The organism is Campylobacter sp. RM19072 (genome assembly GCF_024723485.1).
In the GTDB taxonomy this organism is placed as follows: domain Bacteria; phylum Campylobacterota; class Campylobacteria; order Campylobacterales; family Campylobacteraceae; genus Campylobacter; species Campylobacter porcelli.
This window is the reverse complement of record NZ_JANQCU010000001.1, coordinates 216,895-238,197: the sequence shown is the minus strand read 5'-3', so window position 1 is coordinate 238,197 and position 21,303 is coordinate 216,895. Positions and strand designations below refer to the sequence as shown.

Genomic DNA, 21,303 nt, shown 5'->3' with positions numbered 1-21,303 from the left:
GTTAACCCTTAAGTACGATATCTGGGATAATTCCTTGCATAAAGAATGCGATGATTAAAGTCCAAATACCAATTAAGATAATGAAAGCAACTGAGTATTTAAGTGTGAATTTAAATAACTCACTCTCACGACCTACTAAACCAACAGCAGCGCATGCTATAGCGATACTTTGTGGGCTTATCATCTTACCTACGACACCACCAACTGAGTTGGCTGCCAAAAATAGTGCTTCACCAACACCAAGCTCTCTAGCGCTAACTTGTTGAAGTGGGCCAAATAGAAGATTTGAGCTTGTATCTGAACCTGTTAAGAATACGCCTATCCAGCCAATCACAGGGCTAAAGAAGGCAAAAGCATCGCCAGTTTGAGCAAAGGCAAGACCTAGAGTTGTACTCATAGCAGCGTTTTTAGCGATAAAGGCAAATGATACAACAAGACCGATTGTAATGCAAGGAATCGCCATCTCTTTTAGTGTATCCCAGAAGCAATCTGCGGCGTCATTTGCTTTGATTTTTAAAAACCAAATTGATAAGAAAGCAGCTAGTAATATAGCAGTGCCAGCTTGAAGGCCTACAAAGCTGATATTTAAATTTAACCCAATAGCCTTACCAGTAGCATCAACTATGCTTGCGCCTACATTGTTGGCAGCTAGAGTTACAACTGTGTAATCAAATATCCCACCTTTAGCAAATAGTGCTTTAAACCATGGTTGAGTCCATAGAATTATACAAGCGATTAATAGGATAAATGGTAGCCAAGCTTTGAATATTTGGCCGTTACTAAGTTCGGTTTTGCTTGTAAAGTCTGTTTGGTCATCAAGTCTAAATATATTAGATGGTTTCCAAATTTTCAAAAATGCAGTAGTACAAATAAGAGATACAACAGCAGAAAGAATATCTGGAAGCTCGGCACCAAGGTAGTTTGAGCTGATAAATTGTGTAGCAGTAAAGCTAATTGCAGCTACTAAAATTGCTGGAAATGTCTCTTTAACACCTTTGAATCCATCCATTAAAAATACAATGAAAAATGGAATAGTAAGGCTAAGTGGAACTAGCATTCTACCAACCATTGCTGAGATTTCATATTGTTCTACGCCAACTAAATTTGCCATCGCAATAATAGGGATACCCACAGCACCAAAGGCAACAGGAGCAGTATTAGCTATCAGACACAATCCAGCAGCATATAAAGGCTTAAGTCCAAGACCAACTAAAAGCGCAGCAGTGATAGCAACTGGACCACCAAAACCGATAGCACCTTCTAAAAATGAGCCAAAACAAAATCCAATTAAGATAACTTGAATTCTGTGGTCTGGAGTGATGCTAATAACGCTTTGTTTGATAACTTCAAAAGAGCCAGATTTGACTGAAAGTTTGTATAAGAATATCGCAGCGATGATAATCCAAGCGATAGGCCACATACCTTGAGCGAAGCCTTGAACGAAGCTAGCACCGATGAGAGAAAAAGGCATATCATATACAAATAATGCCAAAACAGAAGCCAAAATAACTGTTAAAAAAGCAGCCATATAGCCTTTTAGCTTAAAAACTAAAAGCGAAACCAAAAAACATAAAATTGGCAAAAATGCCACAAACGCACTTAGCCATATATTGCCAAGTGGATCATATATCTGTGTCCATTGCATATAGACTCCTATCGATAAAAATTTTGTGAAATTCTATTTTAGCGTAAATTATTATTAAATTTAAAATAAATTATAAAAATTGTTTAAAAAAATCGTTTGGGTGTGTATAATCGTAACATTATTATTAAATTTATTTATAAATTTCAGTTTGATAGAGTATCTCTGCCCAGAGTAGGGCAGAGTAAATTTATAGAGCTTTGGATATAATTTTAGCGAGTTTAGAGCTAAATTCGCTTGGATTTTCTATGCTCATACCTTCGCTTATTTTAGCCATATTTAAGATTAGTATAGCAACATCGTTTATCATCAATTCGTTATTAGCTAATTTGGTGATGATTTCGTGATTTGGATTGATCTCTAAGATTGGCTTGATTTTTGGCGCTTCTTGACCCATCTGTTTTAATAGAGTTTGCATAGCATAATCTGGGTCGTTTTTGTCATAGATTAGGCACGCTACGGAGTCGCTTAGGCGATTTGATATTTTGACATCTTTGACTTCATCTTTTAAGATCTCTTTTATTTTGCTTATTAGGGCGTTTGTTTCATCATTAGTTGAAATTTCACTGCTAGTTATCTCACTATCTATATCAGAGCTATTTATACTCTTAAATGGTGTGGAGTCATACTCATTTACCATAGGCAAGACTATTGTATCTATCTCTTCATCACAGATTAGGACATTTATCCCTTTGGATTTAAATCCTTCTAGAAGTGGTGAGTTTCGTAGCATACTCTCATTTTGACCGCTGATATAATATATCGATTTTTGATCTTCTTTCATTGCGGCTTTATACTCTTTTAGAGTGATTGGCTTGTCGTTTAGAGTGGATTTAAATAGGCATAAATTTAAGATATTATCTTTATTAGCATTAAATCCATATAGGCCCTCTTTGATAACATTACCAAAAAGAGAGTATAGCTTGGAGTATTTTTCTTTATCGTTATTTAGTAGTTTTTCTAATTCGCTTAGGATTTTTTTGACGCTTTGGTCTTTGACTGCGGTTAGAATTTTATTCTCTTGTAAGATTTCACGGCTTACATTTAATGGGATATCTTCTACATCCATAACCCCACGCACAAATCTAAGATATGGTGGCAATAGCTCTTTAGCGTCATCAGTGATAAATACACGCTTAACATAGAGTTTTACACCACTTTGATAATCTACTCTAAATAGATCAAATGGTTGAGTTGATGGGATATAAAATAGGGTAGAATACTCTATTTTGCCCTCTGCTTTTGTATGGATATGCAGTAGTGGATCGCTACTATCGTGGCTTATTTGCTTATAAAAGTCATTGTAATCGCTATCTTTTAAAGTAGATTTACTCATTCTCCATAGGGCACTTGCTTTATTGATTTGAGAGTTTTTGCTCTCATAGCGACCTTCTTTTTGGTCATCTTGAGGGGCTATCCACTCATCTTTATCCATAAAAATAGGATATGGAATGTGATTTGAATACTTTGTGATTATATTTTCTATTCTAAAGCTATCTGTAAATTCATCATCATTTAGATATAGAGTGATTTTGGTTCCGTGGCTCTCTAGTGAGGCTTTTGAAATTTCATATCCATTTGTATCGCTACTCCATTTATATGCTTCATTGCTTAGAGCTTTACGGCTAATTACTTCTATCTTATTTGACACCATAAACGCAGAGTAAAATCCAACCCCAAATTGACCTATTAAAGAGCTATCTTTTTTCGCATCTCCGCTCATGGATTCTATAAAGCCTTTAGTTCCACTCCTTGCGATGGTGCCTAGATTGTTGATTAGGTCATCTTCATCCATACCTATACCATTATCTGTAATTATTAGAGTTTTACTCTCTTTATCTAGTTTAATATCGATTCTAGGGCTATACTCAAGCGATTTATACTCATCATTAGTTAGGCTTAGATAGTTTAGCTTATCTAATGCATCGCTTGCATTTGAGATTAACTCTCTTAAGAATATCTCTTTATTAGAGTAGAGTGAGTGGATCATTAAATTTAAAAGATCGCTCACTTGTGTTTGAAATTGATGTTTTTGCATATATTCTCCTTTTGATTTATCAATATTATAACTAACTAAATTTAACCAACACTACTCAAATATCACAAAGGGCAGGGTTAGTGTATTTTTAATTATATTAAATGGGGTTTTTAAGACATCATTTATCACTTGAGTTTGAATATCTGGCTCATCTATTGTCCCTTTTATGGCGATGATGGTTGATATGCTTTTATCTTTGCCTAATAATATGTGATTAACCAAAGGTATCTTATCTATTATGGTGCTAGCGTCTTTTAGGAGTTTTAACTCCAAGGTTATATCTAGGCTATTATCTTTTAAATTTATACTCCCGCTACCTACTATATCTGCACTTGCTCCTTCTATATCTATGGCGTGTATGGTAAGATTATCATCAACTCTTTGAATTCTTATATTTCCATTTTTAACACTAAAACCTTTGGTATTAAAATCAGGAACTTTAAATATAAGCAAAGATGGAACGGAATTTAAGAAAGTTAAGAGCTGTTGGTAGATTATATAATCTTTTAAATATGTGTTTTGTAGCTCTAAATCAGCCTTAAAATTTTTGCTACTTTTGCCTATTAGTTTAATCCCAAATATACCTTCACTAAAGCTATTAAAGTCTAAAATATCATTTACGGTTTGAGCTGATATGCCATTTCCTCTTGCTTTTAATATATCTTTCCCTTCAGTTAAAGATATATATCCCCCATCAAATTCCCCGTCAAATCTAAACTCATCTTTTCTCTTGCTACCGCTAAAATGCTCAAATAAAACGCTTTTATTAATATCAGTAGCATTTATGGCTGTATTATTAGCTATGAAATTTATATTGGTATCTAAGCTACTTTTTGCCGCTTTTGAATCTATGGAAATTTTAGCTGAGTTTAAAAATAGATTGATCTCATCATTTATAATGGTTGCATTTATCACTCCACTATCGCTTTTAATATCTATAACATCGCTAATTTGTATGGTGAAGTTATCCTTAGTGTAGCTCTCATCTTTTTTATTTATGATTGGTAAATTAAAATTTACATCACTTGCCCTAGCTGTAATATTGCTAAAATCATCAGTTATGATTGATATATTGGCTTTGGTTATGTTTAGGTCATTTATCAGCTTAGAATATGGCTTAAGCGGGGAAATGCTAGGGATATCTATTTTTATTGGCTGATTTAAATTTATACTATAGCCTAGGGCTTTTGAGCTAATTATAGTATCGCTAGCAAATTCTAAAGTGATATTATCATCTAAATCTTTAATATCAAGTAGATTTGGAATTTTCAGTGAGTTAAATTTGGTATTAAATTGCGCTACTTTGCTATTAGTATCTATCAAAGCAGTGAAATTAGAATCAAAAATATCATTTTGTATATGTGCGTCTTGGATTGTGATTTTATTATCTTTTAGAATTATTTTGGCGTGTTTGGAGCTAAATTTAGCCCCTGCTATATCTATAACGCTATCATCTAGTATAAACTCCCCATCAGCTTTAAGATTTGAGCTATTAAGGTTTATATCAAGACGCAATTTAGTATCAAGAGATCCGCTATTTTGTAATATTGGAATTCCTATATCATAGGCTTTTAGTATATCGTTGATACTACTATTATATAGAGATTTTGTGCTAATATCTAAGATTAAATTTGAGTTTTTATCTAGATTGTTTATACTAAGTCCTATATCGGCTATTTGGTCTTGATAAACTGGCTCTTTGATATCAAATATCAAATTTGAGTTTTCAAATGTGATTATAACTGAGTTAGCAGTTGCCGCTGGGAGATTTGGGTGGAATTTGACAACTGGCATATTAGCACTTGCTTTGCCATATATTTTAGAAATAAGTGGGTCATTACTCTTAAGATTAAACTCTCCACGCAAAATCTCAAGCCTATAATCACTAGCAACGATATATCCATAAATCCAATTTTTAACCTCGCTATCTAGGCTTATTGCACCAGCTAAAGCATCCATAAATTGAGCTATGGCTGGTGCTTTTACATTTGAAATTTCATAGCTTAAAATATCTTTATCTATATTTAAATTTATATCCCCATTTAGCTCATATGAGTTAAATTTGCCATTAAAACTATGCTTATCATCATAGAAATTTAGCCTTAAATATCCGCTAATTGTGGTATTAAAATCCTTAATATTTATCTCATTTATGGCTAAATTTAGATTATTATTTTGCCTAGCTAAATGTGCGTTTATATAGATTTTTTTGCTATCAAGATTAAATTTATTATCTGTATAGATGAAGTATGATTTTTGCTTACCAATTGATATGTTTTCTAGCTCTATTTTATCAAATAGCATATCAATCCATTTAGCATAATGTATAATCTGAAGTGATGATTTTTGGCTAGTTTGCTTATCATCAGATGGCAAAATATCTATATTTTTTACTCTTAGTGTAATTTTGTTATCTAATTTTATATATAATTGCGAAATTTTAAATCGGTTAAAATCCAAAGATTCTATTTTAATTCCGATTTTTAACCATATAAAAAGGGCAAAGATGGCTATAATTAGCGTTAAAAACAGCATTAAAAGGCGATTTTTAAATATAATATGTGAAATTTTATTCATATTTTTCCTAACGATTTTCGCATCACTATCCCAAACAATGAATACAAGTAAGGTCGTATATTTGCCACAAGGAAGCGTAGGTGAAATTATATCCTATTTAGCTAAACTAAATTTTAAGGTTGATGGATTTGATAAATACATTTTGGTTTTAATGGGATTTCCGCAATCTGGCTGGATAGATATCGGCAAGACCACTCTTAGCAAATTTGACTTTTTATACAAGCTTACTACAGCTAAGGCTGCTATGAGAGATATTACTTTAATTCCTGGAGAGACTACGGCATATTTTTTCTATGATATTTCTAAGAAATTTGGCTTAAATTATGATGAATTAATGAGAAATTATTTAGCAAATTCGCCAATTAAAGAGGGATTTTTAGTCCCTGAAACATATAAAATTCCAGTTGGAATTAGCGAGGCTCATCTGGTTTATTACCTTATAAATATCTCAAAAAAACAGCACGAAAACCTAAGCAAAAAGATATTTGGGCAGTGGGATGAGAGGCGGTGGTATGAGTTTATCACCATAGCATCAGTAGTGCAAAAAGAGGCCGCAAATAAAGATGAAATGCCTATTGTAGCCTCAGTTATATATAATAGGTTAAAAATCGGAATGAAACTACAGATGGACGGGACGCTAAATTATGATCTACACTCTCACGAGAAGATAACACCACAAAGAATAGCTAATGACAACTCAAGATATAATACCTATAAATATGTTGGTCTTCCGCCAAATGCGGTTTGTAATGTCAGCTTTGATGCGATTAAGGCAGCAATTTTTCCTAAAAAGACAAATTATCTATATTTCGTAAGAGATAAGAGCACAGGAGCTCATATATTTAGCTCTACTTATGAAGCCCATATAAGAGCAATTAATCGCTCAAATAAGGCTAAGTAAATGCCACTTTCAAAGCTAAATAAAGAGCAGTATAGAGCCGCTACAGCGCCTATGGGGCATAATCTCATTATAGCAAGTGCAGGAACTGGCAAAACTAGCACAATAGTAGCTAGGATAGCTCACCTTCTAAATTCAGGCATAAAAGCTAATAAAATTTTATTATTAACATTTACCAATAAAGCCGCTAGCGAGATGATAGAGAGATTGGAGCGTTATTTTGATAGCTCCACAATATCGCAAATCACAGCTGGGACATTTCATTCAGTTTCAAATTTACTCCTAAAAACTCTTGATAAAGGGGTGATCTTAAAGCAGCCTAGTGAGCTAAAGACGCTATTAAAGAGCATTACAGATAGAAGGCAATTCCACAGAATTAGCGATATTAAGGGCTATAGCGGGGCGTATTTGTATGATATATACTCTTTGTTTTGTAATAGCTGTGTTAATGATGAGAGCTTTGTAGATTGGTTTAGCTTAAACTATCCAGATCAGGCTGAATTTGCTGAAATTTACGATGATATTTTGCGTGAGTTTGAAGAGACTAAGGCAAATTTTAATTATGCTGATTTTAACGATCTATTAATCAAGATGAAAAATGAGCTAAAAAAAGGGGCTAGAATTTATTTTGATGAAATTTTAGTTGATGAGTATCAAGATACAAATTCCCTTCAAGGCTCATTAATAGACGCTTTTAATACTAAAAGTCTATTTTGTGTAGGGGATTTTGACCAAAGCATTTACGCTTTTAATGGGGCAAATATAGGGATTATTGGTAGCTTTAAAGATAGATATTTAGATTCTAATATGTTTTCTTTGAATATAAATTACCGCTCAAGTGCTAAAATCCTAGCCTTAGCAAATAGGGTAATTTCTAACAACCCACGCCTATATCCAAAATCCCTTGAAGTAGGGCGTCAAGGGGAGTTTAAATCCCCAATTTTACTTACTTATGATGAGCTTTTTATCCAGTATAGCTCTGTAGCACAGCTAATCTTAGATAGCAGATATAATAAAAATGATATCGCCATAATCTTTCGTAATAACTCAAGTGCAGATGGCTTAGAGATAGCATTAAAAGAGCTTGGCATAAGCTGCAAAAGAAAGGGCGGGATTAGCTTTTTTGAGTCTCGTGAGATAAAAGCACTCATTGATCTAGTGGCAATTTTGGTAAATCCTAGGGATATTATGGCATTTATCCATATATTAGAGTATGCTAAGGGTGTGGGTAATGCTCACGCTAAAGAGCTTTTTGACATTATAAGCTCAGCAGGTCATGGAAGCATAATAAAAGGTCTTAGAAATCCAGATAAAAATAGTGTAAAACTCTCTACTAAAAAGCACAATTACCAGCTTGGATTGTTTGATGATTTTAGTGAATTTATACCTTCAAATAGATTTTGTGATCTTGGATTTGATGATGAATTTATGGCATCTCCTATTTTAAATTACTCAAATTTAAATCAAAATGGTGCAATATTTTTATATGAGCTTAGAAATTTAATCCTTAATCTAGATAAAAATAGTAGCTCAAATGAGATTATAAACACGATAATAAAATCTAAAATTTACAATATAATAGTTGATATTTTAGCTACTAAAAGAGCAACGCTAAAAAGTGGTAATATAGATAATGAGCTAAAACATAACGCAATGGAGCGTATAATATCAAAGGCTAATGTGCTTTTAGAGATTAGCAACCGCCATAATAATATTGATAATTTTTATAATTTTCTAACCTTAGGCAAGAGCGAAATGAGCCAAGGCGAAGGGGTAAATTTACTTACTATTCATGCTAGTAAGGGGCTTGAGTTTAATCTTGTTTTTGTGGTGGATTTAGCTCAAGGTAGATTTCCAAATTCAAAATTAATGAGTGATATAGAAGAGGAAAGAAGGCTATTTTATGTAGCTGTTACAAGGGCAAAAGATGAATTAGTGCTAAGCTATGCTAAGTATGATAAGATAAGAAAAGTTCAGTATCAACCAAGCTGCTTTTTAGTCGAAGCTGGTATGGCAAAGCCATCGATTTAAATATTAAATTTGGCTTAAAATAAATTTCTACTATTAATATTATAAGAGAAATTATAGAAATTTTGCTTATAATCAAGTCAAATTTTAATTAAAGGATAAAAATGATTGACAATACTATAAATGATACTAGTCGTATCAAAGATGCTAGATATTTATCTAAGGTTATCAAAGCTGATGAAGCAGCAGCCCTTATCCCGCATAAATCTCAAATCGGATTTAGCGGATTTGTCGGTGCTGGAAGTCCTTTGTATGTTCCAATTGCAATTGCCAATAGAGCGCAAAAATTACATGCCGCTGGAAATGAGTATAAAATTAGTATATATTCAGGTGCTAGCACTGATGTGGATTTAGATGGTATTTTGGCTAAGGCTAATTGTGTTGAGTTTAGAACTCCATTTAATACAGACCCAAGTATGAGAGGTCGCATTAACTCAGGTGAGACTAGGTATCTTGATGTGCATTTATCATCTCTTGCGTGGCAAGTGGAGTGTGGATATTTTGGTGATATGGATTTTGCAGTTATTGAAATTTCAGGCATTACAGAAGATGGTAAATTAATCCCTACTACATCAGTAGGCAATAACCAAGCTTGGCTAAACGCTGCTAAAAAGGTTATATTAGAGCTAAATATCAATCAGCCAAAAGAGCTTGAGGGCTTCCATGATATTTATGTCCAAGCAAAGCCGCCATTTCGTGAGCCAATCCCGCTTAAAACTGCTAGAGATCGCATAGGAACTCCATATATGAGCGTGGATTTTGATAAGGTTGTAGCTGTGGTATTAAGCTCCACTGATGATAGGCTAAATAGCTTTACTCCGCTTGATGAAGTATCAATAGCAATTGGGGATAATGTAGCTAAATTTTTTGCTGCTGAAGAGGCGGCTGGTAGATTACCAAAAGGCAAATTATTGCCACTTCAAAGCGGTATTGGCAATGTAGCTAATGCTGTTTTAGCTGCTCTTAGCAAGGCTGGATATAAAGGGCTTGAGTGCTACTCAGAAGTTATCCAAGATGGTATGCTAGATCTTGTAAAAGACGGCACCGTTGATCTAGCCTCAGCTTCAGCTCTCTCACTTAGCCCAACTGCTGTAGAGGAATTTAGAAAAAATGTTGATTTCTATAAAGAGCATATAATTCTTCGCCCACAAGAGATATCAAATAGCCCAGAATTAGTAAGACGCCTTGGAGTTGTAGCTATGAATGGTATGCTAGAAGCTGATATATATGGCAATATCAACTCAACAAATGTTATGGGAACGCAGATGATGAATGGAATTGGCGGTAGTGGCGACTTTGCTAGAAATGGCTATCTATCTCTATTCTTAACCCCTTCAGTAGCAAAGGGTGGAGCAATATCTGCAATCGTGCCATTTGTAAGCCATATTGATCACACTGAGCATGATACTATGGTGGTTGTAACTGAGTATGGATATGCTGATTTAAGAGGTTGTAGTCCAAGACAGAGAGCGCAAAAGATGATAGCTATAGCTCATCCAGATTATAGAGATATGCTACAAGACTACTTCGATAGAGCGTGCGCTCAGCCAAAGCCAGGTCATACTCCACATATTTTAAGCGAAGCTTTAAGCTGGCATGATAGATTTAATAAAACAGGTAGTATGAAAAAGTAGATTAATATTTTTAGAGTTACTATTTTTGGTAACTCAGATCGCCACGACTAAGCTCCTTATAATATTTCAAGTGTGGCGATCTTTGGTATTATTTTATAATTTAAGCTCTATTTGGCAATTATGCAGTTTTTGACACTTCTTTTACCTTTATATAGCCTTTTATCAGCTTGATCTGTAAGTTTGTTTGGATCTGTCCCGCTATCTGAAATTCCAAATGTTACTGTAAAGTGAATGGATTTATTATTAGAGATTTTAACTGGAGTTTGATTGATTATAAATCTAATATTTTGAATTTGGTTTATAAAATTTATTCTACTAGTATTGGTTGCTACGATGACAAACTCCTCTCCGCCCCAGCGACAGACTATATCAGACTTATTTGTATTTTCGGTAAATATCTTAGCTAGAGTTTTTAATACTTCATCGCCAACATTATGTCCAAATTTATCATTTATACTCTTAAAGTTATCTATATCGCACATAGCTATGGTGATTGTTTTATTGGATTTTTTAGCTAGTATTATATTTAGTGCTCGTTTATTTATAAGACCTGTTAGGTGATCTGTCTGAGAGGCAGTTTTTAGCTCATGTCTATATCTGTGAAGGTCTTTGATATTTATCTGATTTACGATACCATAAACCTTAAATATCACAACAAATAAAAATAATAAAAAGGCAAGATTGCTTATATAAAATATCTCTACAAATTCTCCTGGCTCTTTTGGAAAATATATATTTGAGATCATATAAACAAAGATAAAAATAGCAAAATCAAATCCAGCTAATAGATAAGTAATCACTCTATTTTTAAAGATATTTAGATATGTAGTTGATGCAATAGCTATAATAATAAGATAAAACCCATAATCCCACCCAAGTATAATAGTAGCCAACACCGCTGATATGACAATATGCAAATGCGATAGCAAAAATACCCTATCATACTCATTTTCATCTATGGATTTAATAGAAACAGCATAGACAAAAAGCCCCAAAAATGAGACAACAGATAGAATATACATATTCATCATGTAAAATATAAAAGAGTATAGAAGTGTAACGCACAAAAATAGCGTTAATACAAATTTGAAATTAAATGAGAGATTATCGCTTATTAGTTTCATATTTTTCCGATACTACTTGATTTTTACCTTGATTTTTGCCGCGATAAAGTAGGTTATCAGCAAGGCTAATAGCTTGATTTATATCTATGGCATCTTCTATGTATAATAGACCAAATGTAGCGCTAATTGGGACTTTATTTGGATTGGCGCTATGAATGGCTACTCTAGCAGATTCTGCGATTTGGATTGATCTTTTTATATTTTGAGCTGGAATTATAGCTAAAAACTCCTCTCCGCCCCAGCGACTAATCTTGCCAAATTTAGATATTTTATTATCTAGTATCTCTGCTACTTTAGATAGAACTATATCGCCAAATATATGACCATAGGCGTCATTTATGCTTTTAAAATTATCTATATCACAAAGGATAATAGCTAGTGATTTAATCTTTTTATTTGATAGCATTTTGAAATTTTGCTCTATTATCTCATTCATTGGAGCTCTATTATATAAGCCAGTTAGATAGTCAATTTCAGCGATATTTTTATAGCTGATATTCTCATTTTGTGTAGTGATAATATCCATAGCATAGGTATTGCTGTGGCTATCTTGTAATACTATAAATTTAATAGCAATCATAAAAAAGCAAAATAGAAAACTAATATGCTGAAGTGTTGGTGAGCCATATTTAATATCTTGATCTCCAAAGGTAAGGTATAAGACTATAAATAGAATTAGCTGAAGAGATGGAAGCATAAATTTGATAAATAAATTTTTCATTGGCGATACATAGTAAACGCCTATTAACTCAAGCAAAAATAGCTCAAATCCATATCCCCAGCCTAGTGTAATTATGGATATAACCATAGCATAAGTGGCACTAATTTGAATCCAAAAATTTATAATTTTTTCAAATTTTGGCTCGTTAAAATCAATATAAAGAGCCGTAGATATGAAAAATAATATTGCAAAATTTGTAAATAGAAAAAATAGCCCAGAGTAAGCATACATCGAGCCATATACAGCTAAAATAATGATGTATAGTAGCATTAGCTTTTGATAAATTTTTGGGTGTGATTTTAACTCTTTTGTGGCTGTATTCATCGCAGTAAAGTAGATGTAAATCCAAATTTATTTGCAGCAGCTTGGAGATCTTCGATGGTATCAATACCAATGCTACTACTATTTATCTCAAGCATAGCTATATTTTTGCCACTTGATAAGGCTCTTAATTGCTCTAATTTCTCTATATTTTCAAGCTCTTTAGTAGTAAGTGAGCAAAACCTAGCTAAGGTATCTACGCTATAGCCATAGATCCCAATATGTGCTTTATATAGATCGCAACGACTCCTTGGATATGGGATTAGTGAGCGTGAGAAGTATATGGCGTAATCATCTTTATCGGTTATTACCTTGACTAAATTTGGGTTTTTAGCCTCTTCATGGCTAGTAAATTTCAAGCAACTAGTCATAAAAGCCCCATCTTTGATTCTTTGAGCGGTGAAGTCTTTAAATTTAATTAGATTTTTCTCTTCGAAAAATGGCTCATCGGCTTGTAGATTTATCACAATATCATCGCTATTTAAATTTAGCTTTTTAGCCGCTTCGTTGATTCTATCGGTGCCACTATTGTGATCTTTGCTTGTCATTATGGCTTTTATCCCAAATTTAGTTGCGATTTGAGCTATGGCCTCATCATCGCAAGCTATGGCTACATCATCGCATTTACTGGCTAATTTGGCAGTTTTTATAAACATAGGAATCCCGCCTATATCGGCTAGGATTTTATTAGCAAATCTAGTTGAAGCTAGGCGGGCTGGTATGATTATCATCTTTTTATCCAATCTATTATATTTGATTTTATCTCATCTTTTTTTACGACTTGAGTGTGAATTTCATCTTCTTTAAATAGTTTTATTATGCTTTTTGGAAGTTTGATATGATATTTATCAGCTAGCAACTTCATATCGGCTAGTTCATCACTGCTATCTCTATTTTTTAGTGCTTTAATCATACTTGGAGTGAATTTAACCCATTGAGCAGTTGAGGTGATCACGCTTATTTTATCATCTTGAGTTAATTTTAAGCATGTAGCAGTGTGCGGGTCTATTAATATACCGTTTTTAGCCACTTTACAAATATTCTCCATACACTCATCATCATCGCAATAATCTGCTTGAAATTCAGCCTTAAGCACCTCTAGCTCATCGTTTGTCAGCTCATATTTTTTACTATTTGCTAGGTTATCCATTAGCTCTTTGGTTCTTACTGGGCCAAATTTATCAAATAGCAATCTTTCAATGTTTGAGCTAATTAAAATATCCATCGCTGGGCTGATTGTATGGATTAGCTCTTTGTTGTTTAGATCGTAAATTCCGGTATTAAAAAACTGGGTTAAGATATTATTTTTATTAGAAGCTATCTTGATTTTATCGATATTTGCACCCATTTTTTTAGCGTAATACGCTCCAAGTGCGTTGCCGAAGTTCCCACTTGGAATGACTATATCAATTGGTTTTTCATTTTTGTTTATATGGACACAGACATAGATATGATATATTATTTGAAATAAAATTCTACCAAAATTTACTGAATTTGCCGCACTTAGATTGTAGCCTAAATCTTTTAGAGTGTTTTTAAATTCATCATCATTTAATAGCATTTTAAGTGCTTGTTGCGCATCGTCAAAATTACCCTCAATACCAATAACTTTGAGATTTGGTGCCTTTTGATTTACCATTTGGAGTCTTTGGACTTGGCTTGTGCCATCTTTAGGGTATAGGCAAACTACCTTAATATCCTTAGCATTCTCAAACGAGCTTAAAGTAGCTGGGCCAGTATCTCCGCTTGTAGCACACATTATTAGCTGTTTATTGCCATTAGAAAGCGAACTTAAAAGCTCTCCAAAAGGCTGAAGTGCCATATCTTTAAAGGCTCTTGTAGGACCGTGCCAAAGCTCATTTATATATAGATTTTTGTTTATTTTTTTGATCTCTACAGCACTTTTATCAAATTTATTATATCTATCTATGGCCTTTTTAAATTTATTTAAGCTTATATTGAAGTTAAATTTTTTGATAATTTCTAGAGCAAATTTATTATAATCCATATTTGAGAGCTTTTTAAACTCTTTTTTGCTAATTAATGGTAGATTGATTGGAGAGTATAATCCGCCATATTTAGCTGCTGGATTAAGAAGTGCGTAATCCAAATTCACAGGCTCATTATCTTCATCTGTAAAATTAGCTCTAGTGCCTACTAATTTTGGTAGATTAATATCTTTTAGCGCCTTAATACTTTTAGGATTCATCTCATTTAGCTTTCTAGCTTCTAAATTTCTAATAAGCTCAGGGAAATCTCTTTCTAAAATAGATTTAATCTTCTTGTATTTGCCTATGATTGCTATAAGCTCTTTACTATCATCAATGTTAATATCTAATATTTTCTTAGCGTTGTGCTGGTTTAAGTGGTAAATTTCATATACTGATTTATGCTTTGAAAGCTCTTTTAACGCCTTTTTACTCATATCTTTTTCTAATTTTATAATTATAAATTTCATTGTATTATACTCCCTATGCCTTCATCTGTGAAAATCTCTAATAGCAATGAGTGTGGAATTCTACCATCAATTATATGTGCTGAGCCTACACCGCTTCTTATACACTCTAGACACGCATCTATTTTAGGTATCATTCCACCGCTTATTGTGCCATCTTTTTTAAGCTCATTAATGCTATTTTCATTAAGTTTGCCAATTAAATTTGAATTTTTATCCAAAACACCTTTTATATCGCTTAAAAATATTACCTTATTAGCTCTTAATTTACTAGCAATCGTACTAGCGCATAAATCGGCATTGATATTGTATGATTCGTAGTTTTCTCCAATGGCAATTGGTGCGATGACTGGTATCAATCCATCATCTAAAAGTGAGTTAATCAGCCTATCATCTACGCTGGTAATATCGCCTACATAGCCATATTTGCCATTATCCATAGCTTTAGCTTTTAGCATATTGTCATCTTTACCGCTAACTCCTATGGCTCTTGCGCCGTGCTTATTTAGTATACTAGTAATCTCTTTATTTACTAAGCCACTTAGTGCCATCTCCACTATTTGCATAGTCTGGCTATCAGTAACTCTAAGTCCATTTATAAATTCGCTTTTAATCTCAAGCCTATCCAAAAATGAGTTAATTGTTTTACCGCCCCCATGGACTAATATAACCTTGATACCAACAATTTGTAAAAGCACAATATCCCTAGCAAAGCTATCTTTGAGCTTATCATCTATCTGTGCTGCGCCTCCATATTTAATCACAAAAATTTTATCCCTAAATTTCTGTATATATGGCAAAGCACTAAGAATTACTTCAGCTGTTCTACTGCTTTTTAACATAGATCTCCTTTTTGTGAATTTGAGTATATTCTATCTGAAATTTGGTAGCTTTTGATAAACATATCAATTTTATCTATTAAATTTGGCAAAATAGTAGTTTTAAGCTCTAAAATTGAGAGCTTTAAGCCAAAATCTTTAATCTTTACATAATCTTTTTGCGTTACTAAAAGCGAATCGGCGTTATATTTTTTTAATATACTCTCACACTCAAATTTACTAAATTTATGATGATCTTTAAAATGCTCATATCCAACGCAGCTATCATATATGAAGCTAAGTCTTGAAGGATTAGCAATACCGCTTACTAAAACCATTTTATCAGTGGGGTTTATAATGCTATTTTCTTTGATTATATCGCTACTTTTTAAGGTAATATCAGCTAAGTTATAAAAGCTTTTTGGATAGCGATAAACTCCGCTTGGTATGGTGAAATTTAATCTTGGCTCTTTGGCTGGATGGAGCAAAATATTTAGTTTATAAATATCAGCCTTGCCAAATCCATCATCTAAAATTACAAGATTAGCGCCAAGGCTAATGGCTTTATCTATAGCGATTTTGCGGTCATTTGAGACGATTACATTAGCATTTTTAAGGCTTATGGCATACTCCATAGCCTCATCACCGCTAGTTGCTACATCGCACTTTATAACACCATTTAAGGCGACTATTTGCATACCTTTAGACTCTCTTTTATAGCCTCTTAGGATTATAAATATCTTATATTTGTGGCTAAATTCATTAAATATCGCCTTTGTAAGCGGGGTTTTGCCACTACCGCCTAAGATTAAGTTACCAACGCTGATGACTGGAATGCTAAATTTAACCGGCTTAGCAAGTTTAAATTTCACCCAAACCAAGCAGTAATATATCAGTGAAAATGGCAAGAGTAGGGTGCTAATAATTAGCTCAAAATAGCCTGGCTGATAAAAGTATCTCTCCAGCCAAGCGTGTAATTTAGGGTTAAACACGATTTTGCGCTACTGATTTGACTGCATTGCAGATATATAGCGCCTCTTCATCGCTTAAGGCAGCATATATAGGTAGTGAGAGAATTTGCTGATAAGCCTTAAGTGCTTTTGGGAAGTCATTTACCCTTAGGTGGTATTTATTTTTATAGTAGCTTAATAGATGCATTGGGCGGTAGTGAAGGCTAGTGTGAATGCCAATATCCTTTAGCTCCCTAGCAAAGCTATCTCGGTTTTTATCAATTTTGATTATATATTGATTATAGATGTGATCTCGCTTAATTACTGGAGTGGTGATATGTGGGCAATCTTTTAACTCTTCATTATATATAGCCGCTATAGCTTTTCTACGCTCAATAAACATATCAAGCTTTTCAAATTGAGCGATACTATATGCCGCACAGAGTGAATTTAAATCATATTTTTGTCCAATATCTATAACATCATACATATATCCTAAATTTCCATCTTTATCAAAGCTATCATTGATTATAGCGTGGTTGCGAATGAGCCTTGCACGACTAGCCATCTCATCATCATTTGTAACTATAATCCCAGTAGTTGCTACTGCGTGTTGGACTTGTGGATTGATCTGAAAGCAAGACATATATGAGCTCATATTACCAATTAACTTGCCCTTATAAGTAGCCCCCATCGCTCTACTAGCATCATCGATAATCTTTATATCATACTCATTAGCAATGGCGTATATGGCGTCCATATCGGCACTTTGACCGGCTACATGAGTGATAAATGCGGCTTTTAGTTTTTTATGTTTTTGGGTTTTTAGGATTTTTTCTAAATCATTTGGGTCTATATTAAAATCATCTTCATTTATATCGACAAAGATCGGCTCAGCATCAAAATGTCTAATAACTTGAGCAATGCTAGGGAAGGCATTAACAGAGCAGATGATCTTATCTCCACGCTTTAAATCCATCGCACATAAGCTTAGGTGTATAGCGGCGGTGCCGTTATTTGTGGTGATAGCGTGTTTGGCACCGAAGAAATTTTTTATGTTGTTTTCTAAATTCTCAACCATATAGTTTGCATTTTTCTCTAAGGTCTCTTTGATAAGCTCGTGTTCTCTATCTGTAATCAGTGGGCGAAAAAATGGTATATCTCTCATTAAATCTCCTAATTTATGGTATCGCTGGTGGTTTTAGTTTGAAGCTATTTTTAGCCATTCTATCTATGATTTGGCTTTTAAGCTCGCTATCAAATTTGGATAGATCATCACTATTTTCTATAGCTTTTAATAGCTCATCAATCTCTTTATAGCTATATCCTAGCTCACTCTCATCGCTTTGATTTGGCCATAAGTCAGCACTTGGGGCTTTATCTATTATATTTTGATTAATCTCAAGATATGAAGCAAATTTAAAAAGATCGCTTTTATAGATATTAGCAATTGGATTTAAAGCACACGCCATATCTCCATATATTGTCCCATATCCTAGTAGTCTCTCGCTTTTATTACTCGTGCCTGCGACTAAATATCCTAGCTTAGCAGATTGATCATATAGCATTATCATACGAATTCTAGCAGTGATATTACCAACTCTTAATCTATCATTTTCATCGCTAAAAGGTAAAAATGAGGCTAAAATTTCGCTGATATCTACTATTTGATGATCTATTTTTAAGCTTTGACATAGGGTTAGAGCGTCATTTAAATTTACCTTATTTGAGCTAGAAGTAGGCATTATAAGGGCTTTTGTGGGTGCGACTTTAGAACAAAGAGTAGCCACAACCGCAGAGTCTAGACCGCCACTTAGCCCAAGGATAAAGCCATTTGCTTTAGAGCTATTTAGATAAGAACTAAGAAAATTTATAAGTTTATTTTCTAAGAATTTAAAATTTTCCACTAATATCAACTATAAAAATATTGACAAAATTATATCTATTTTAAGGTAAAATATATCTTATAATATTTAAATTTATTATCAGAAAGGTAAAAATGCAGATTATTTCAAGGTCTTTTGGCATTTATGGGACGAATTGTTATGTGGTTGTTTTAGATGGTGGAGAGGTGATAATAGACCCAGGCGATGGGGCTTATGAGTGGATTAAAAGAGTGTGTAAAAATCCTTTAGCGATATTATGCACTCATGGGCATTTTGATCATGTTTATGATTGCTTAGCTATAAAAGATGAGTTTAAAATCAAAATTTATATCCCCAAAGATGATGCTTTTATGTGCCAAAATGATCCATTTGGGCTTTTAAAAGCGAAATTTGAGCCAGATATTATGGTAGATGATAAAGATGAGATTGAGCTTGGTGGGGTTAAATTTTGCTTTCATCACTTTGCTGGGCATACGCCAGGGTGCAGCGTGATAACAGCTGGTGAAGTTATGTTTAGTGGGGATTTTATATTTAAAGATTCAATAGGTAGATATGACTTTCCTTTTAGCGATGGAAGTCTAATGAAAAAAAGCCTATATAAGGTTCTTGAATTTAGAAATTATAAGTTATACCCAGGACATGGAGAGCCAACAACTCTAGATAGCCAAAGAAGCTCTTTAACCAGATGGGCTCAAGCCATATAGGCTACTATTCATCGTTGTCGTCAGATTTTTTCTTTTGTTGAATTTTGAATATATGCTCTTCTAATACAACTATTTGGTATGTGCCTTCAAAGACCTTTACGCCTTTGATGGTGCCTACTACTTTTATCTCACGCTTTTTGGACTCTTCAAAGTAAGCGTGAGCTTCAAATTCAATCAAATCCCCAACCCTAGCTGGAGCGTATAAATTTGCTTTTGTGCTTATGGTAACTGAGTATCGAGTATTTACAGCTACATGTGCAGCCCACTCCCCAGCTCCAATGATAAATCCACCATGAACTAATCTCTCATCATCAAAAACCATCTCATTACTAGCCATCAAAGCGGTTTTAGCGTAGTTTGACTTCATATCTAATATTCCACCACATAGTGTTGAATTTATAGACATTGGAATATTTAAAATCCCTTGAAAACGCTCTGAGCTATCTATCAATCCAATATCTTGCAAACTCTCATCATATTCACTCATAATCTACCTTTAAGTTAATCTTATATAAACTCTCTTTGGTGCTGGATAGCCCTCAATTGTCTTTGAGCTATCATTTGGGTCTAAAAAATCCTCCAAGCTTTGGCTATCAATCCACTTAGTTTTGCGTTGCTCGAAGCTATCAGTATCTTTGGTGGCTAAAATTTCAAAGCTTTTAAATTTAGCTCTTTTGACCCAGTTTTGCAGTGCTTTTATACTTGGGATAAAGCTGATATTTGGGATTTTGGAGTAGCTGCCATTTGGACTTAGCACCATCTCATCATCACGCTCAATATACATAGTATCTATAAAGACCTCGCCACCTTGCTTCATAGCGGATTTTAGCTCCTTTAAGCACTTTATAGGATCGCTCCTATGGTATAAAACTCCAAGGCAAAAAATCGTATCAAATTTAATACCATAACTAGGCAAACTCTCCACTCCAGCTATCTCAAATTTTATATCACTTTTAGCAAAATGGTTAATAAAGCTAAATTGCAAAAATGCTAACTCACTAGGGTCAAATCCAACTATGCTTTTTGGCTTAAATTCGAGCATTTTAAACATATAATAGCCATTATTACAGCCTACATCAGCTACAACCTTATCTTTTAAATTTAAATGCGGTTTTAGGATATTAAACTTAACAAAACTTCTCCACTCGCTATCGATAAAAAGCTCATTTAGATGAAATGGCCCCTTTCTCCAAGGCTTTAGGGCTAGAGCCATATCCTTAATATCTTTAGTAAAATTTGGTATCTCTAGCCTTACGCTATCATCTAAGATAAGCTTGGAGTTGCTATTATCAAGCTTTGAAATTCTATTTAAAAGCTCATTATAAGTGTTATTCATAAATCTTTCCAATCTATTAGATTTTCATCGCACTTTTTATGATAGACTCCAGAGGCATCATAATACTCTTTACAACCATTGTAGTATTTATCTGAAATTCCACGCTTATTTACCCATAAGCAACCTTGTAAAAGTAGCACCAAAATAGTAAAAATAATCAAATTTCTCATA

General features: G+C 33.6%; 18 protein-coding genes. 4 read left to right on the top strand and 14 right to left on the bottom strand.

Annotated features, from left to right (window positions below; translation table 11 throughout):
- Position 1 precedes the first annotated feature (1 nt).
- From CSUIS19072_RS01205 to CSUIS19072_RS01195, 3 genes are all read right to left on the bottom strand, one after another.
- The gene (locus CSUIS19072_RS01205; protein WP_423775014.1) at positions 2 to 1,645 is read right to left on the bottom strand and encodes a lactate permease LctP family transporter; all 1,644 of its coding nucleotides are present in this window, start codon (positions 1,643 to 1,645) and stop codon (positions 2 to 4) included.
- Positions 1,646 to 1,832: 187 nt separating this feature from the next.
- Positions 1,833 to 3,680, bottom strand: coding sequence for a molecular chaperone HtpG (htpG, locus tag CSUIS19072_RS01200; protein WP_086292613.1), 1,848 nt, complete (start codon positions 3,678 to 3,680; stop codon positions 1,833 to 1,835).
- Between the two features lie 51 nt (positions 3,681 to 3,731).
- Positions 3,732 to 6,257 carry a YhdP family protein gene (locus CSUIS19072_RS01195; RefSeq protein ID WP_141083155.1) on the bottom strand — a complete coding sequence of 842 codons (2,526 nt, stop codon included), beginning with the start codon at positions 6,255 to 6,257 and terminating at the stop codon, positions 3,732 to 3,734.
- Between CSUIS19072_RS01195 and mltG the strand changes: the two genes are divergently transcribed.
- From mltG to CSUIS19072_RS01180, 3 genes are all read left to right on the top strand, one after another.
- Positions 6,148 to 7,158, top strand: a complete 1,011-nt coding sequence (gene mltG, locus CSUIS19072_RS01190; RefSeq protein ID WP_439099124.1) for an endolytic transglycosylase MltG — start codon at positions 6,148 to 6,150, stop codon at positions 7,156 to 7,158. The genes CSUIS19072_RS01195 and mltG overlap by 110 nt on opposite strands.
- The gene (locus CSUIS19072_RS01185; protein WP_086236746.1) at positions 7,159 to 9,186 is read left to right on the top strand and encodes an ATP-dependent helicase; all 2,028 of its coding nucleotides are present in this window, start codon (positions 7,159 to 7,161) and stop codon (positions 9,184 to 9,186) included. It abuts the gene before it with no gap.
- 101 nt (positions 9,187 to 9,287) lie between these two features.
- Positions 9,288 to 10,817 (top strand): succinate CoA transferase, encoded by a 1,530-nt coding sequence (locus tag CSUIS19072_RS01180; protein WP_180380040.1) that lies wholly within the window; start codon positions 9,288 to 9,290, stop codon positions 10,815 to 10,817.
- Between the two features lie 107 nt (positions 10,818 to 10,924).
- Here CSUIS19072_RS01180 and CSUIS19072_RS01175 read toward each other — a convergent pair whose 3' ends face one another.
- The 8 genes from CSUIS19072_RS01175 to CSUIS19072_RS01140 form a co-directional block, all read right to left on the bottom strand.
- Positions 10,925 to 11,941, bottom strand: coding sequence for a GGDEF domain-containing protein (locus tag CSUIS19072_RS01175; protein WP_086292619.1), 1,017 nt, complete (start codon positions 11,939 to 11,941; stop codon positions 10,925 to 10,927).
- Positions 11,922 to 12,986: a GGDEF domain-containing protein gene (locus CSUIS19072_RS01170; protein WP_086292621.1), complete on the bottom strand. Its 1,065-nt coding sequence runs from the start codon at positions 12,984 to 12,986 to the stop codon at positions 11,922 to 11,924. Before CSUIS19072_RS01170 ends, CSUIS19072_RS01175 begins: the two co-directional genes overlap by 20 nt.
- Positions 12,983 to 13,714: a 3-deoxy-manno-octulosonate cytidylyltransferase gene (kdsB, locus tag CSUIS19072_RS01165; RefSeq protein WP_086292623.1), complete on the bottom strand. Its 732-nt coding sequence runs from the start codon at positions 13,712 to 13,714 to the stop codon at positions 12,983 to 12,985. The genes CSUIS19072_RS01170 and kdsB overlap by 4 nt, the downstream gene beginning before the upstream one ends.
- Positions 13,711 to 15,192, bottom strand: coding sequence for a threonine synthase (gene thrC, locus CSUIS19072_RS01160; protein ID WP_236847904.1), 1,482 nt, complete (start codon positions 15,190 to 15,192; stop codon positions 13,711 to 13,713). The genes kdsB and thrC overlap by 4 nt, the downstream gene beginning before the upstream one ends.
- A 245-nt stretch (positions 15,193 to 15,437) precedes the next feature.
- Positions 15,438 to 16,280 (bottom strand): acetylglutamate kinase, encoded by an 843-nt coding sequence (gene argB / locus CSUIS19072_RS01155; protein ID WP_086292625.1) that lies wholly within the window; start codon positions 16,278 to 16,280, stop codon positions 15,438 to 15,440.
- The gene (locus CSUIS19072_RS01150) at positions 16,274 to 17,248 is read right to left on the bottom strand and encodes a tetraacyldisaccharide 4'-kinase (RefSeq protein ID WP_086236741.1); all 975 of its coding nucleotides are present in this window, start codon (positions 17,246 to 17,248) and stop codon (positions 16,274 to 16,276) included. The genes argB and CSUIS19072_RS01150 overlap by 7 nt, the downstream gene beginning before the upstream one ends.
- Positions 17,241 to 18,374, bottom strand: a complete 1,134-nt coding sequence (locus CSUIS19072_RS01145) for a DegT/DnrJ/EryC1/StrS family aminotransferase (RefSeq protein ID WP_086236740.1) — start codon at positions 18,372 to 18,374, stop codon at positions 17,241 to 17,243. The genes CSUIS19072_RS01150 and CSUIS19072_RS01145 overlap by 8 nt, the downstream gene beginning before the upstream one ends.
- A gap of 13 nt (positions 18,375 to 18,387) precedes the next feature.
- Complete coding sequence (locus CSUIS19072_RS01140) at positions 18,388 to 19,113, bottom strand: NAD+ synthase (protein ID WP_086236739.1); 726 nt, start codon at positions 19,111 to 19,113, stop codon at positions 18,388 to 18,390.
- Between the two features lie 92 nt (positions 19,114 to 19,205).
- Here CSUIS19072_RS01140 and CSUIS19072_RS01135 point away from each other — a divergent pair, with 92 nt between their 5' ends.
- Positions 19,206 to 19,796, top strand: coding sequence for an MBL fold metallo-hydrolase (locus tag CSUIS19072_RS01135; protein ID WP_086236738.1), 591 nt, complete (start codon positions 19,206 to 19,208; stop codon positions 19,794 to 19,796).
- 4 nt (positions 19,797 to 19,800) lie between these two features.
- Here CSUIS19072_RS01135 and CSUIS19072_RS01130 read toward each other — a convergent pair whose 3' ends face one another.
- The 3 genes from CSUIS19072_RS01130 to CSUIS19072_RS01120 are packed head-to-tail and all read right to left on the bottom strand — an operon-like array spanning position 19,801 to position 21,302.
- Positions 19,801 to 20,283 carry a hotdog fold domain-containing protein gene (locus CSUIS19072_RS01130; protein ID WP_086292627.1) on the bottom strand — a complete coding sequence of 161 codons (483 nt, stop codon included), beginning with the start codon at positions 20,281 to 20,283 and terminating at the stop codon, positions 19,801 to 19,803.
- 9 nt (positions 20,284 to 20,292) lie between these two features.
- Positions 20,293 to 21,132 carry a tRNA 5-methoxyuridine(34)/uridine 5-oxyacetic acid(34) synthase CmoB gene (gene cmoB, locus CSUIS19072_RS01125; RefSeq protein WP_086292628.1) on the bottom strand — a complete coding sequence of 280 codons (840 nt, stop codon included), beginning with the start codon at positions 21,130 to 21,132 and terminating at the stop codon, positions 20,293 to 20,295.
- On the bottom strand, positions 21,129 to 21,302 hold the full coding sequence (locus CSUIS19072_RS01120) for a hypothetical protein (protein ID WP_180379355.1): 174 nt from the start codon (positions 21,300 to 21,302) through the stop codon (positions 21,129 to 21,131). The genes cmoB and CSUIS19072_RS01120 overlap by 4 nt, the downstream gene beginning before the upstream one ends.
- Position 21,303 lies beyond the last annotated feature (1 nt).